A 14,343-nucleotide genomic window follows, 5' to 3' on the forward strand; every position below is an offset into this window, starting at 1 on the left:
AAACGACACATGAACCTTCCCGCCCAGCACCATCCGGTGCTCGACCTGTTCCACCCCGCCGTCGGCACTTGGTTCCGGCAACACTTCGCCACCGTGACCGACGCCCAGGCCCGAGCCTGGCCGCTGATCCACGGCGGCCAGTCGATGCTGCTCGCCGCCCCTACCGGCTCGGGCAAGACGTTGAGCGCCTTCCTTGCCGTGCTCGATGAGCTGTTTTGCCAGGGCCTGGCACAGGGCGGTGAACTGCCCGCGCAGACCCAGGTGGTCTATGTATCGCCGCTCAAGGCGCTGTCCAACGACATCCGTCTCAACCTGGACGTACCGCTGGCGGGCATCAGCCAGGCTTTGCAGGACCAAGGCCTACAGGCGCCACGCATCACCACCCAAGTGCGTACCGGCGACACCCCGCAAAAGGAACGCGCCGCCATGCGCAAGCAGGCGCCGCACATCCTGGTGACCACCCCCGAGTCACTCTACGTGCTGCTGGGCTCGGCCTCTGGCCGCGAGGGCCTGGCCAGCGTGCACACGGTCATCGTCGACGAGATCCACGCCTTGGCCGGCAACAAGCGCGGCTGCCATCTGGCCTTGACCCTGGAGCGCCTGCAAGCGCTGTGTGGACGCCCCCTGCGGCGCATCGGCCTGTCCGCTACGCAGCGTCCCGTGGAGCGGGTGGCGCAGTTTCTGGTCGGTCACCAGCGCCCGTGCGCTATCGTCGACGTCGGCCATGCCCGCCGCCGCGACCTTGCCATAGAAGTGCCACCGGTCCCGCTGGGGGCAGTGATGGCCACCGATGTGTGGGACTTGGTCTATGACCGCATCGCCACGCTCGCCCGCGAACACCGCACCACGTTGGTCTTCGTCAACACCCGGCGCCTGGCCGAACGCTTGACCCGTCACCTGGGCGAACGCCTGGGTCAGACTGCAGTGGCCGCGCACCACGGTAGCCTGGCCAAGGAGTACCGCCTCGCCGCCGAACAGCGTCTGAAGGCGGGCGAGCTGCAGGTGCTGGTGGCCACCGCCTCGCTGGAGCTGGGCATCGACATCGGCGAGGTTGAGCTGGTATGCCAGATCGCCTCGCCCGGCTCGATTTCAGCCTTCCTGCAACGGGTCGGGCGCTCCGGCCACCAGGTGGAAGGGGTGCCCAAGGGGCGGCTGTTCCCGACCTCGCGAGACGATCTGATCGAATGCGTGGCCTTGCTCGACAGCATTCATCACGGCGAGCTCGATGAGCTGCACATTCCCAAGGCGCCGCTGGACGTATTGGCCCAGCAGATCGTCGCTGAAGTGGCCAACCAGCCTTGGTCGGAACTGGCGCTTTACGACTGCCTGCGCCAGGCCACGCCTTACAGCGCCCTGGACCAGGACCATTACCAGGCATTGCTGCGCATGCTCGCCGAGGGCTACAACGGACGCCAGGGTATACGCAGTGCCTACCTGCACCGCGATGCGGTCAGCGCCACCTTGCGCGGACGCCGGGGCAGCCAGCTGACCGCCCTGACCAGTGGCGGGACCATTCCGGACACCGCCGACTACTCGGTGTTGCTCGAGCCGCAGTCGCTTAACATCGGCAGCGTCAATGAAGACTTCGCGGTGGAAAGCATCGCCGGCGACATCTTCCAGCTAGGCAACGCGTCCTATCGCATCTTGCGGGTCGAGCCTGGTCGGGTACGGGTCGAAGACGCCCACGGCCTGCCCCCGACCATTCCATTCTGGCTCGGTGAAGCACCGGGGCGCAGCGATGAGCTGTCCGCTGCCGTTGCCCGTCTGCAGGCGCGAATCGATGAACGCCTGCAGGCCAGCGGCGGCGACTTTGCCCCGGTGTTGGCCTGGCTCCAGGACGCCTTAGCGCTGGACGAAGCCTGCGCCAGCCAACTGCTCGACTACCTCGGCCGCACCTGGCAGGTGTTTGGCGCCCTGCCTTCCCAGCAAACCCTAGTCATGGAGCGTTTCTTCGACGAATCCGGCGGCACCCAACTGATCATCCATTCGCCCTACGGCAGCCGTATCAACCGGGCATGGGGCCTGGCCCTGCGCAAGCGCTTCTGCCGCACGTTCAACTTCGAACTGCAGGCCGCGGCCAGTGAAGACGCCATCGTGCTGTCGCTGTCGACCAGCCATAGCTTCGCGCTGGACGATGTCTGGCGGTATCTGTCCAGCACAAGCGCCGAGCCGATCCTGATCCAGGCCTTGCTCGACGCACCGCTGTTCGGCGTGCGCTGGCGCTGGAACGCTGGCGTGGCCCTGGCCTTGCCACGCTATGTCGGTGGACGCAAGGTGGCGCCGCAGATCCAGCGGATGAAAAGCGAAGACCTGATCGCCGCCGTGTTCCCCGACCAGATTGCATGCCTCGAAAACATCGCGGGCGAGCGGCAGATCCCCGACCACCCGCTGGTGCAGCAGACCTTGGACGACTGCCTGCACGAAGCCATGGACAGCGAGGGCTGGCTGGCCCTGCTGCGGCGCATGGAAAGCGGGCAGATACGCCTGCTTGCCCGCGATCTGCCCGCGCCATCACCGCTGGCCTCGGCCATCCTCAATGCCCGGCCTTACACCTTCTTGGACGATGCGCCTCTGGAGGAGCGCCGCACCCAGGCGGTGCTCAACCGCCGCTGGAACGAAGTCCAGGGCAGCGACGATCTGGGTGCGCTGGACATCGACGCCATCGCCGCCGTGCAGGCCGAAGCCTGGCCGCAACCGAGCAATGCCGACGAAATGCACGAAGCCTTGATGAGCCTGGGTGCCATCAGCCAGGCCGAGGTGCAGGCCAACGCATCGTGGGCTGACCTTCTTGGACAATTGGCAGACGCCGGTCGCGCCTGCCGACTGCACCACGGCGAGCACAACCTGTGGCTTGCCCGCGAACGCCAGAACCTGGTGCTGGCGTGTTATCCGCACGCCCACCTGGAGCCCGCATTCGAGCTGTTGCCAGGCTTCGACCACCCGATCGAGCCAGACAGCGCGCTGACCGAACTGCTGCGCTCGCGTCTGAGCGGTTTTGGCCCATTGACCGTGGCGCAAATCGCCGCGCCCCTGGGCCTGCCCAGCAGCGATATCGAACAGGCCCTTGCCCGCCTGGAGGTCGAAGGCTACGTACTGCGCGGGCATTTCAGCCCTGGCCAGCACACCCAGCAGTGGTGCGAGCGGCATCTGCTCGCGCGTATCCATCGCTACACGGTCAAGCGCCTGCGCCGGGAGATCGAGCCGGTCACCCTGCAAGATTTCATGCGCTTTCTGTTCGACTGGCAGCACGTGACGACCAGCGAGCGCGTGCAAGGCCCGCAGGCAGTGGCCTTGGTGCTCGATCAACTGCAAGGTTTTCCGAGTGCGGCCGGAGCCTGGGAGGCGGAGCTGCTGCCTGCCCGCATCAAGGACTACAGCCCGCACTGGCTAGACGATGCCTGTCGCAGCGGCCAGTGGGCCTGGAGCCGACTGGCATCGACCGTCTCCGCCAGCACGCTGTCGAGCACACCGCTAGTACTGTTGCCCCGCGAGCACCTCGGTCTATGGCGCAGCCTGGCCCCCGCTCCGGCGCCCGACACACTCAGCCCCAGGGCACAACGTGTGTATCAGACACTCCAAGAACAAGGTGCTTTGTTCTTCGATGAGCTGGCTCAAGAAACGCATCTGCTACCCAGCGAACTCGAAACAGCCCTGCAGCAATTGGTGGGCGCAGGCCTGATCAGTGCGGACAGCTTCACCGGCCTGCGCAGCCTGATCGCTCCCGCAGCCAAGCGCAGTTCACGCAACAGTCGCCGCGGCCATCCGCCGCTTTCGAGCAGCATGGCCCACGCCGGGCGCTGGGCACTGCTGCGCCGAAGCAGCCAGACGCAGGAACCAGAGCAGCGCCTGGAACACATCGCCCGTACGCTACTGCGCCGATACGGGGTGATCTGTTGGCGATTGCTGGAACGTGAAAGCGACGTGCTACCGCCCTGGCGTGATTTGCTGCGTTGCTATCATCGCCTGGAGGCACGCGGGGAGATCCGCGGTGGACGCTTCATCGCCGGGCTGGCCGGAGAGCAATTCGCCCTGCCCGAGGCGGTCGGTTTGCTGCGCCAGGTACGAAAGCGCACGCCACAAGGCGAGCGGGTGATGGTCAGCGCCTGCGACCCGCTGAACCTGCTGGGAACGTTGCTGCCAGGAAACAAAGTGGCCGCGGCGGGTGGCAATCGGCTGCTGTACCGCGATGGCGTGCCGGTGGCGACCCGGGTGGCGGGGCGTTATGAGTTCCTGCTGGAAGCGCCGACCACAGAACATGAGAGCTGGCGACAGCAGTTGTTGCGTGACAGGCCCTGAAGCCGCTTCGCACCCTTTCGCAGGCATCTGCCGATTGCATGCCACAAAGCCTTGTGAGAACTGGCCAAGCCTGCGCAGGGTCGTGCAGTGGCCCTTGAGCATGACCAATCTTTCATGTGTACAGCGGGCCATCGACTGGCAATACGCCACGCAATGGGGCTAAGGTCGGGGTTTGACCCAGGCCCCTGAGCCTGACCGAGCCATCGCAAGGACCCCGTATGAGCCTGTCACTTCTCAGCCGCTATGCCTTTTTCGCCGCCTGTGTGCTGTTCACCTTGGCCAGCCTGCCCTTCCTGCACCACGAATGGTTGTGGCCCTTCACCCTGACCACCGGCGTGCTCAGCCTGATCGGCCTGTTCGACCTGCTGCAGCAGCGCCACGCGGTGCGGCGCAACTACCCGATCCTTGGCAACATCCGCTACTTGGTCGAGGCCATTCGCCCGGAAATCCGCCAGTACCTGCTAGAAGCCGACAGCGATGCCCTGCCCTTCTCCCGGGCCCAGCGCTCGCTGGTCTACGCCCGCGCCAAGAACGAAGCGTCCGACAAACCCTTCGGTACGCTGATCGACGTCTATGAATCGGGCTTCGAATTCATCGGCCATTCCATGCGCCCGGCGCCCTTGGCGGACCCATCGAGCTTTCGCGTGGTGGTCGGCGGCCCGCAGTGCAGCCAGCCGTACTCGGCATCCATCTTCAATATCTCGGCCATGAGCTTCGGCTCGCTCAGCGCCAACGCCATCCGCGCCCTGAATCAGGGCGCCAAGCTGGGCAACTTCGCCCACGACACCGGCGAAGGCAGCATCAGCCCTTACCACCGCGAAAATGGCGGCGACCTGGTCTGGGAGCTGGGCTCAGGCTACTTCGGTTGCCGCACCCCGGACGGACGCTTCGACCCCGAACGTTTCGCCGAGCAGGCGCGCAACCCGCAAGTGCGCATGATCGAGATCAAGATGAGCCAGGGCGCCAAGCCCGGCCATGGCGGCATCCTGCCCAAGCACAAGGTCACCGAAGAGATTGCTGCGACCCGCGGCGTCCTGATGGGTGAGGACTGCATCTCGCCTTCACGCCACAGCGCCTTCTCCACGCCCATCGAGATGATGCAGTTCATCGCCCGCTTACGTGAGCTGTCCGGCGGCAAGCCGGTGGGCTTCAAGTTCTGCCTGGGCCACCCTTGGGAGTTCATGGGCATCGCCAAGGCCATGCTCGAGACCGGCATCCTGCCGGACTTCATCGTCGTCGACGGCAAGGAAGGCGGCACAGGTGCTGCACCTGTGGAGTTCACCGACCATATGGGCGTGCCGCTGCGCGAGGGCTTGCTGTTCGTGCACAACACGTTGGTGGGACTGAACCTGCGCGACAAGATCAAGCTCGGCGCCAGCGGCAAGATCGTCAGCGCCTTCGACATCGCCAGCGTGCTGGCCATCGGCGCCGACTGGGCCAATGCGGCCCGAGGTTTCATGTTCGCCATTGGCTGCATCCAGTCCCAGAGCTGCCACACCAACAAATGCCCCACCGGTGTGGCCACCCAGGATGCCCTGCGTCAGCGTGCCCTGGTAGTGCCGGACAAAGCCCAGCGGGTACTCAACTTCCACCACAACACGCTGCGCGCGTTGGCCGAAATGCTGGCTGCGGCAGGCCTGGAGCATCCGGCGCAGCTGGAGGCCAAGCACTTGGTTCGGCGCATCTCCGCCACCGAAATCAAACTGTTCTCGCAGATGCATGTGTTCCTCAAGCCGGGCGAATTGCTCACCGGCGAGGTGAACGGGCAGTTCTATTCGCGCATGTGGCAGATGGCCCGGGCAGACAGTTTCGAGCCGCACACCGAGGTCGCCGCCTGAAGGCCTTGCCATTTGATGTGCCTGCGCTGGGCCAGGCACATCGGGTGATTTAGAGCAATGTCCTACAATGCGCCGAGCCGCCTCCTACCCCCCCATTAAATAGTCGTTAATCAATGCCCGACATGCTCGATGCCTCTCATTCAGGAGTGCACATCATGTCGTCGACCAACAATCCAAACTTTCCAGAAACCTGCTCGGTCTCCAGGTCTCAGCGTCTGCTGGCGCTCGCCAGGCAGATCGCCGTGCTGGGCGTTGTCATGCCGATGTTGATGATCGGCCTGCTCAAATTCACATCGATCGAAGTACAAGCCCTCAAACCGCTCATCAGCCAGACACCTTGGCTGAGCTGGTTGTATGCCGTGTTTGGCGTGGCAGGGACATCCTACTTGCTGGGGGTAGTGGAAATATTGGCCGCCGTGCTGGTCTTGGCCAGCCGATGGTCGACCAAAGCCGCCATTGCCGGTGGAGGGCTTTGCGCGCTCACCTTCGCCACGACGCTGTCGATCATGCTTGCCGTGCCGATCTGGGAGGTCGCGTCAGGTGGTTTCCCTTGGCTCAACCGCGCCGGCAGCTTTCTGATCAAGGATCTGGCGCTGCTGGGCGTGAGCCTGATGGTATTGGCAGAAGGTCTGCTTCGCCGTCAGCGGCGTGCGCGTTTGCCAGCCAGCAACAGGGCAACGGTCAGTTCCACAGGTCATTGACGCTCAGCACAGTCGAAAAACAAAGCCCCGGCGCTGGCCGGGGCTTCGTTCGTCAGGAGGCGGTACTTGTCACGCCCTGCGTCTCTTTCGGAGCCAGGCGGAACGCGTAGTACAGCACGGTCAGCAACACCAGGAACGCCGGGCCGATGTACAGGGCCACGCGAGTGTCCTCGAAGTAGGCCATCAGGCCGACCACCAGCACCAGGAAGGCCAAGGCCAGGTAGGAGCTCAGCGGCCACAGCCACATGCGGTACTTCAGACCCTGACGCTCAGCGGTGGAGAGACCGGCGCGGAACTTGAGCTGGGCCAGCAGGATCATCACCCAGGTCCAGATCGCACCGAAGGTGGCGATCGAAGTCACCCAGACGAACACCTTCTCAGGTACCAGGTAGTTGGCCAGCACGCCCAGCAGCAACGCGCCGATCGACAACAGCAGCGCATTGCGCGGCACGCCGCTCTTGGAGGTACGGGCGAAAGCCGCAGGAGCCTGACCATTTTGCGCCAGGCTGTAGAGCATGCGCCCAGTGCTGAAGATGCCGCCGTTACAGGAGGACAACGCCGCAGTGATCACCACGAAGTTGATGATGCCAGCGGCAGTCTTGATGCCCAGACGCTCGAAGGTCATCACGAACGGGCTGCCTTGGCTGCCGATTTCGTTCCACGGGTAGATCGACAGGATCACGAACAACGCGCCCACATAGAACAGCAGGATGCGCCAGAACACCGAGCCGATGGCTTGGGGAATGGTCTTTTGCGGGTTGCGTGCTTCACCGGCAGTCAGGCCGATCATCTCGACGCCCAGGTAGGCGAACATGACCATCTGCAGCGACATCAGCACGCCGGTCACCCCGTTGGGCATGAAGCCACCGTTGCTCCACAGGTTGGAGATGCCCATCGCCACGCCATCGTTGCCGAAACCGAAGGCGATGATGCCGATGCCGCCCAGGACCATGGCAATGATCGTGACGATCTTGATCAGGGCAAACCAGAACTCGAACTCGCCGAACGCCTTGACCGCGATCAGGTTGATCGCTCCCATGCTGCCCAGTGCTGCCAAGGCCCAGATCCAGCGGGGTACGTCAGGGAACCAGATGCCCATGTAGATGGCCACGGCCGTGATTTCCGCCACGCAGGTTACCAGCCACAGGAACCAGTAGTTCCAGCCGGTCAAGAAGCCCGCCAGCGGGCCGAGGTAATCCTGGGCATAGCGGCTGAAGGAGCCGGCGACAGGGTTGTGAACGGCCATTTCGCCGAGCGCGCGCATGATCACCAGGATGGCCAGGCCACCGATGATGTAGGAAAGCATGATCGCAGGACCGGCCATTTCGATGGCCTTGGCCGAACCGAGGAACAGGCCTACACCGATACAGGCGCCCAGCGCCATCAGACGGATGTGCCGTTCGCCCAGCTCGCGCTTGAGTGGGCCGCCCTGGGCGGTCTCACCATGGGCAGGGTGGTTGCCGACTGGCATAGCAATACAACCTCATTTTGTTATTGGATATGACCTTCGTGCAGCGCCGGCCATGCCGATGGGCGTGGCGTCGTCTTGCCAAGTGAGCCTTGTGGGCCCGCCTGTCCACCGAATCCGGCGGACGAAGGGGTCGAGCAGTATAGGAATCCGCCCGCAGGGCTTTTCACTATATAAACAGGGAAATTTGGAGAGAGTTCTGGACCAAAATCCCTTACGCGGAAGAGAGAAATCCCTCTCGCCCCCCTCTCGAGGAGAATGGGGCGGCTACCATAGCAACATTGCCGCAGAATGGAAGCTGCACCAAAGGCGGATATTCCGACTCCAGCTTGCGAGGCTTCTTACAATTTTTTCACCAACCCCGCCTAACGTCTAAGCTTCAGACAAGCAAGACGAAAAGTACCTGGCCGGATTGAAGACTATGGGCGCACTGTGGCAATCGGAACCAACCAGAACGGAAGCACCCGAAACCTCTCCGGCTGAAGCGCCACTACCAAAGACTCCCCGCCAGCGTCGCCTATGGTGGCGGCTCATCGTGCTCATCGTGCTGCTCGCTGCCATCGTCATCGGCTTCGCCGCTTACGACGAAATGCGCACCTCCAAGCTGCAATCCAGGGAATTCAGCCGTCTGGCCGGCACCCTCACCTACTCCCTGGAGCCTGGCCCGAGCGATGCGATCATCTACCCGGGCGACGGCCCGTTCGACAAGCGTCTGGGCTACAGCGCACTGGGCGAGTTCCTGCCACGACTGCTCAAGCGCGACTACCTGATCAGCCAGCAAGTGCGCTTCTCGCCGGCGCTGATGAACTACGTCGAGCACGGCCTGTTCGTTCCCTACGTGGAGAAGATCCAGGCCGGCCTGTCGATTACCGACTGCCGCGGCCAGGATCTGTACCACTACAACTACCCGCAGCACCTGTACCCGGATTTCGCCTCGATCCCGCCGATCATCGTCAAAAGCCTGCTGTTCATCGAAAACCGCGACCTGCTCGACCCGCAAGACCCACGCAATAACCCGGCGGTGGACTGGCCGCGCTTTGCCAAGGCCGCCTACAGCCAGGTGGCCAAATACCTTGCCCTGCCCGGCCAGTCGGCTGGCGGCAGTACCTTGGCCACGCAGTTGGAAAAGTATCGCCACTCCCCCGACGGCTTGACCGTGTCCGGCTCCGAGAAGATCCGCCAGATGATTTCCGCCAGCGTGCGCGCCTACCAAGGCGGGCCGGATACCACGGTGGCGCGTGAACGCATCGTGCGCGACTACCTCAACAGCGTGCCGCTGTCGGCCGTGCCGGGCCACGGTGAGGTTCACGGCATGGCCGAAGGGCTGCGGGTCTGGTATGGCGCCGATTTCGACCAGGTCAACCAGGCACTGGCCGGTACCGCCACCGACCCGGACTCCATGACAGCGCGCGGCCTGGCCTTGCGCCAGGTACTGTCGTTGATGATCGCCCAGCGCCGGCCCTCCCATTACCTGACCAAGGGCCGGGTGGAGCTGGCCGAGCTCACTGACGCGCACATTCGCGTGCTCGCCGCCAATGGTGTGATCGACCGTCCCCTGGCCGATGCCGCCTTGGCCAGCAAGGCGGTGTACCGCGACTGGGTGGCCCAGCCGACCATCGTGCCGATCATTACCAACAAGGGTATCAGCCTGGCCCGCAACCGCCTGGCAGCCATGCTCAACCGGCCGCTTTACGACCTCGACCGTCTCGACGTCTCGGCCACCAGCACCTTGCAGGCCGACTTGCAGATGCAGGTCAGCCAGTACCTGAAAAACCTTTCCGACCCTGAGTTCGCAGCCCAGATGGGCCTGATCGGCGAACGCCTGCTCACGACCAAAACCACCGACCAGGTGCGCTACAGCTTCACCTTGTTCGAGCGCACCGCCGATGGCTCGCGGGTACGGGTGCAGACCGACAGCACCGACCAGCCCTTCGATATCAACGAAGGCAGCAAGCTGGAGTTGGGCTCCACAGCCAAGCTGCGGGTACTGACCACCTACTTGGAAATCATCGCCGAACTCCACGACAAGTACGCCGGCAAGCCTGCCGCGGAGCTCAAGAAGGTCCCGGTGGCCGAGCTCGACCGCATCACTCAATGGTCGCTCGAATGGCTGATGCAGAACCCCAAGGACCAGAGCCTGGATGCCATGCTCGACGCAGCACTGGAGCGCAAGTACTCGGCCAACACCGGCGAAGCCTTCTTCACCGGCGGCGGCATGCACGTGTTCAACAACTTCCGCAAGGAAGACAACAGCCGAAACCCGACCCTCAAGATCGCCCTGCGCGAGTCGATCAACCTGCCGTTCATCCGCCTGATGCGCGACTTGGTGCGCTATGTCACCTATCAGCAGCCGTTCAACCGCGAGCCGCTGCTCAAGGACGATTCCGACCCACGGCGCCAGGAATACCTGGCGCGTTTTGCCGACAAAGAAGGCACCAACTACCTGATGCGGTTCTGGAAAAAGTACCAGCGCAAGACCTCCCAGCAGCGCCTGGACACCTTCCTCGACAGCATGCGCGTCACCCCGCAGCGCCTGGCCGCCGTGCACCGCTACCTGTTCCCGGAGGCCGGACAGGAAACCTTCAACGCCTTCGTCCGCGCCCATAGCGCCAACGACAAGAAGGCCCTGGCCAAGCTCACCGATGGTCGTCTGTCGGAGATGTACGAGGCCTATGGGCCCGGCAAGTACGACCTGCCCGATCAGGGCTACATCGCCAAAGTGCACCCGTTGGACCTGTGGCTGCTGGGCTATCTGCTCAAGAACCCCGGTGCCTCGCTCACCGAGATGGTCAACGCCAGCCGATTCGAGCGCCAGGAGGTCTACAGCTGGCTGTTCAAGAGCCGCCATCAGGGCGCCCGCGACAGCCGCATCCGGACCATGGTCGAGATCGAAGCCTTCCTGGATATTCACCAACGCTGGAAGCGCGTGGGCTATCCGTTCGATCATCTGGTGCCGTCGCTGGCCACCGCCATTGGCAGTTCCGGTGATCGCCCGGCCGCACTCTCCGAGCTGGTCGGAATCATCCAGAACGACGGCGTTCGCCTGCCGACCTTGCGCATCGACACCCTGCACTTTGCCGCCAACACCCCCTACGAAACCAAGCTGATCAGCGACCCGGACCGCGGCCAGCGGATCCTTCCGGTGGAAGTGGCCAGGGCCCTGAAGGGCGCGATGTCGCAGGTGGTGGATGCCGGCACAGCGCGGCGGATCTCCGGCAGCTTCAAGCTGCATGACGGCACGTCGCTGGTGATGGGCGGCAAGACCGGCACCGGCGACAACCGCATCGAAAGCTTCGGTGCTGGGGGCCGCCTGATCGGTTCGCGCTCGCTCAACCGTACCGCCACGTTCGTGTTCTTCCTCGGCGAGAACCACTTCGGCACCCTGACCGCCTTCGTCCCGGGGCGTTCGGCCGAGGCGTTCACGTTTACCTCGGCCTTGCCGGTGCAGGTGCTCAAGGGGATGGCGCCGATTCTCATGCCGTATCTGGAGCCGGGCAGCGCCACCGAATGCAAGGCCCCGGAGGTGGCGATGCATACGCCGTGATGCAACGACTCATCGAAAATACAGATAAGAATCATCCGCATTTTGGCGCTTGTGTTTAGATATATCTTGAGTAATATCTTTCGATATATCGAAACACACGGAGCCGACTCTCCATGCGCGACCACGTCCCACACGACCCCTTCGAACGCCGCCCCGCCCGGGGCGAGCGTGGCCCGCGGGTCTTCGCCCCTGGCGATCTGAAGCTGTTGATGCTGTCGATGCTGGCCGAGCAGCCCGGTCACGGTTATGACCTGATCCGCCAGATCGAAAGCCTGTTCGACGGCAGCTATACCCCAAGCCCGGGGGTCATCTACCCGACCCTGAATTTTCTCGAAGAAGCCGAGCTGATCACCGGCCAGGTCCAGGGCAGCAAGCGCCTCTACGTCATCACCGAAGCGGGGCGTGAGGCCTTGGCCGAGCAGGCGGTGGCACTCGATGGCGTGCGTATGCGCATCGAAGTCAGCAAACGCGCCCTGCGTGGGCACGATCGCCCGCCAGAGATCCACGAAGCAGTCGGTAACCTGCGTCACGCCCTGCACATGCATAGCGGTCGCTGGACGCTCGAGGAGATCGAGCGGGTACGCACCCTGCTCAACGACACTGCCAAGGCCATCGCCTCAGGCCCCACCGAGGCTGTTACGGAGAACACCCCATGAGCGATACCATCCATCGCGTCAACCATGAGATCCGCCAACGCCGCCTGCAGGTGCTGCGGGTCACCGACCTGACCCCGCGCATGCGCCGCATCACCTTGGGCGGCCCAGAACTGCAAGGCTTCACCAGCATGGGCAGCGATGATCACATCAAGCTGCTGTTCGCCCTCTCCCCCGAAGAGCAACAGGCCATCGACGCCCGCAATCTCGGTCGCGATGGTGGCGCTCGTCCGACCATGCGCGAGTACACGCCCCGACGCATCGACCTGGTGGCCAATGAATTGGATATCGATTTCGTGCTGCACGGCGATGGCCCAGCGTCCACCTGGGCGGCGCAGGCTGCACCGGGCCAAACCCTGGACATCGCCGGCCCACGCGCCTCGATGGTGGTGCCGGACCTATTCGACAGCTACCTGCTGATTGGCGACGAAACCGCGATCCCCGCCATCGGTCGACGTCTCGAAGAATTGCCTGCTGGCCGCCGGGTGCTGGCGCTGATCCAGATCGAAGACGAGCAGGAGCAGCAGCCATTGCCGAGCAAGGCGCACGTCGAGGTGATCTGGGTGCATCGCCACCAGGACGACCTGTTGGCCATGCTCGAGCAACTGGCGCTGCCGCCCGGTGCGCTGTACGCCTGGGTTGCGTTGGAAAAGACCCTGACCCGCCAGGCCAAGGCATTGCTGCTGGAAAAAGGTGTGAAGGACGATGCGCTGAAAGCTGCGGCCTACTGGCGCCAGGACGGCAGTGTCGATGACGAATGATGTTCTGCAGCTCATGCATTGCAGGTACAACTGGCTTGCTCTGTAGCGTCCTCTTCGCAGGTAAACCCGGTTGCGCAGGTACTTCGGTGCTATAGGGACCACCGCTGTACCTGTGGGAGCAGGGTTACGCGCGAACGGGCCGACACTGCCTCAATAGGCCTGCGTCAACCGACGCCCCCGCCAGCGATCCACCCCGACCAACACCAACCCGATCCCCCAGAATCCCACAAGCACGCCCAAGGCATTGAGCAGCACCTGCCCATAGCCAAGAGTCGCGACATCGATGAACGGGTACGCATAAACGCCGATTTCCCGCCCCCGCCACAAGGCATAGGCAAAATACATTGCCGGGTACAGGGTCCACGCCGCCAAGTGCCACAGCCGCAAGCTGCCCTTGGGCACCTCACGCCACCAATACAGCACGCATACCAGCGGCATCACATCGTGCAGCAATTCATCGGCCACCCATTGCCAGCCCTGGGGTTGCCACAGATGGCGCAGCAGCACGCTATAGGCGAGCGCGACCAGCACGATGCTCGCGGTGATGCCGGAACCCACCACGGGCGAAAGGAAGAACCGCTGCGCACTCGACGCCCGGCCAAACGCCGCATAGCTAAGCACTGTCGCGACCAGGGTATTGGTCAGCACCGTGAAGTAACCAAACACATTCACCAGACCGCCGATCAGGCTAGCCTGCTCCTCCCAGCGGGCCCACAGCACCAGGTAGACCTGTATCGCCAGGCCCGTCCAGCCGAGCCACGCGGCGAAAGTCAGCCAGGGATGACGCGGCATCAGCCAGCCCGCTGGAGTTTCACGTAGAGCTGCTCGACCTTCTCCCGCGCCCAGGGCGTCTTGCGCAGGAAGGTCAGGCTCGACTTGATGGTCGGGTTGCTCTTGAAGCAACGAATGTCGATGCGCTCGGCCAGGCCTTGCCATTGGTAGTGGGCCACCAGCTCGGTGAGGATCTGCTCCAGCGTCTTGCCGTGCAGCGCGTTGTGTTGGGCCGTGCTCATGCCTGTGCTCCCGCGGGTAAAGATGCGCACCTTACACGAGTGTAGTGACAGGCGGCGCTGATTCGGCGT

At 63.7% G+C, this 14,343-nt stretch carries 9 protein-coding genes; 6 read left to right on the forward strand and 3 right to left on the reverse strand.

The genetic code is table 11. From position 1 onward, the window contains the following. Positions 1-9 precede the first annotated feature (9 nt). From DQ397_RS21725 to DQ397_RS21735, 3 genes are all read left to right on the forward strand, one after another. Positions 10-4,296 carry a DNA glycosylase AlkZ-like family protein gene (locus DQ397_RS21725; RefSeq protein WP_043206496.1) on the forward strand — a complete coding sequence of 1,429 codons (4,287 nt, stop codon included), beginning with the start codon at positions 10-12 and terminating at the stop codon, positions 4,294-4,296. A gap of 218 nt (positions 4,297-4,514) precedes the next feature. Continuing rightward, the gene (locus DQ397_RS21730; protein WP_043206495.1) at positions 4,515-6,134 is read left to right on the forward strand and encodes an FMN-binding glutamate synthase family protein; all 1,620 of its coding nucleotides are present in this window, start codon (positions 4,515-4,517) and stop codon (positions 6,132-6,134) included. Between the two features lie 113 nt (positions 6,135-6,247). After that, positions 6,248-6,835 carry a YkgB family protein gene (locus DQ397_RS21735; RefSeq protein ID WP_197971511.1) on the forward strand — a complete coding sequence of 196 codons (588 nt, stop codon included), beginning with the start codon at positions 6,248-6,250 and terminating at the stop codon, positions 6,833-6,835. Positions 6,836-6,887: 52 nt separating this feature from the next. On the opposite strand, the gene DQ397_RS21740 is transcribed toward DQ397_RS21735, so the two are convergent. Then, positions 6,888-8,306 (reverse strand): amino acid permease, encoded by a 1,419-nt coding sequence (locus DQ397_RS21740; protein ID WP_043206494.1) that lies wholly within the window; start codon positions 8,304-8,306, stop codon positions 6,888-6,890. Positions 8,307-8,724: 418 nt separating this feature from the next. On the opposite strand from DQ397_RS21740, the gene DQ397_RS21745 reads away from it, so the two are divergent. The 3 genes from DQ397_RS21745 (at position 8,725) to DQ397_RS21755 (ending at position 13,261) form a co-directional block, all read left to right on the forward strand. Further along, positions 8,725-11,847 carry a biosynthetic peptidoglycan transglycosylase gene (locus DQ397_RS21745; RefSeq protein ID WP_043206493.1) on the forward strand — a complete coding sequence of 1,041 codons (3,123 nt, stop codon included), beginning with the start codon at positions 8,725-8,727 and terminating at the stop codon, positions 11,845-11,847. Between the two features lie 113 nt (positions 11,848-11,960). After that, positions 11,961-12,503 (forward strand): PadR family transcriptional regulator, encoded by a 543-nt coding sequence (locus tag DQ397_RS21750; protein WP_043206492.1) that lies wholly within the window; start codon positions 11,961-11,963, stop codon positions 12,501-12,503. Then, complete coding sequence (locus tag DQ397_RS21755; protein WP_043206491.1) at positions 12,500-13,261, forward strand: siderophore-interacting protein; 762 nt, start codon at positions 12,500-12,502, stop codon at positions 13,259-13,261. The genes DQ397_RS21750 and DQ397_RS21755 overlap by 4 nt, the downstream gene beginning before the upstream one ends. Before the next feature lie 150 nt (positions 13,262-13,411). Here the strand turns inward: DQ397_RS21755 and DQ397_RS21760 are convergent, their stop codons facing one another. Together DQ397_RS21760 and DQ397_RS21765 are read right to left on the reverse strand one after the other, a co-directional pair. Further along, positions 13,412-14,053, reverse strand: a complete 642-nt coding sequence (locus tag DQ397_RS21760) for a Pr6Pr family membrane protein (RefSeq protein WP_043206490.1) — start codon at positions 14,051-14,053, stop codon at positions 13,412-13,414. Continuing rightward, positions 14,053-14,274, reverse strand: a complete 222-nt coding sequence (locus DQ397_RS21765; protein ID WP_043206489.1) for a VF530 family DNA-binding protein — start codon at positions 14,272-14,274, stop codon at positions 14,053-14,055. The genes DQ397_RS21760 and DQ397_RS21765 overlap by 1 nt, the downstream gene beginning before the upstream one ends. Positions 14,275-14,343: the final 69 nt, after the last annotated feature.

Origin of the sequence: Pseudomonas sp. CK-NBRI-02 (assembly GCF_008124495.1) — a bacterium.
Lineage (GTDB): Bacteria > Pseudomonadota > Gammaproteobacteria > Pseudomonadales > Pseudomonadaceae > Aquipseudomonas > Aquipseudomonas guariconensis.

Excerpts from the sequence above, each read along its gene's own strand:
- DQ397_RS21725 (WP_043206496.1), top strand. The coding sequence starts at position 10 with ATGAACCTTCCCGCCCAGCACCATCCGGTGCTCGACCTGTTCCACCCC.
- DQ397_RS21730 (WP_043206495.1), top strand. The coding sequence starts at position 4,515 with ATGAGCCTGTCACTTCTCAGCCGCTATGCCTTTTTCGCCGCCTGTGTG.
- DQ397_RS21735 (WP_197971511.1), top strand. The coding sequence starts at position 6,248 with ATGCCCGACATGCTCGATGCCTCTCATTCAGGAGTGCACATCATGTCG.
- DQ397_RS21740 (WP_043206494.1), bottom strand. The coding sequence starts at position 8,306 with ATGCCAGTCGGCAACCACCCTGCCCATGGTGAGACCGCCCAGGGCGGC.
- DQ397_RS21745 (WP_043206493.1), top strand. The coding sequence starts at position 8,725 with ATGGGCGCACTGTGGCAATCGGAACCAACCAGAACGGAAGCACCCGAA.
- DQ397_RS21750 (WP_043206492.1), top strand. The coding sequence starts at position 11,961 with ATGCGCGACCACGTCCCACACGACCCCTTCGAACGCCGCCCCGCCCGG.
- DQ397_RS21755 (WP_043206491.1), top strand. The coding sequence starts at position 12,500 with ATGAGCGATACCATCCATCGCGTCAACCATGAGATCCGCCAACGCCGC.
- DQ397_RS21760 (WP_043206490.1), bottom strand. The coding sequence starts at position 14,053 with ATGCCGCGTCATCCCTGGCTGACTTTCGCCGCGTGGCTCGGCTGGACG.
- DQ397_RS21765 (WP_043206489.1), bottom strand. The coding sequence starts at position 14,274 with ATGAGCACGGCCCAACACAACGCGCTGCACGGCAAGACGCTGGAGCAG.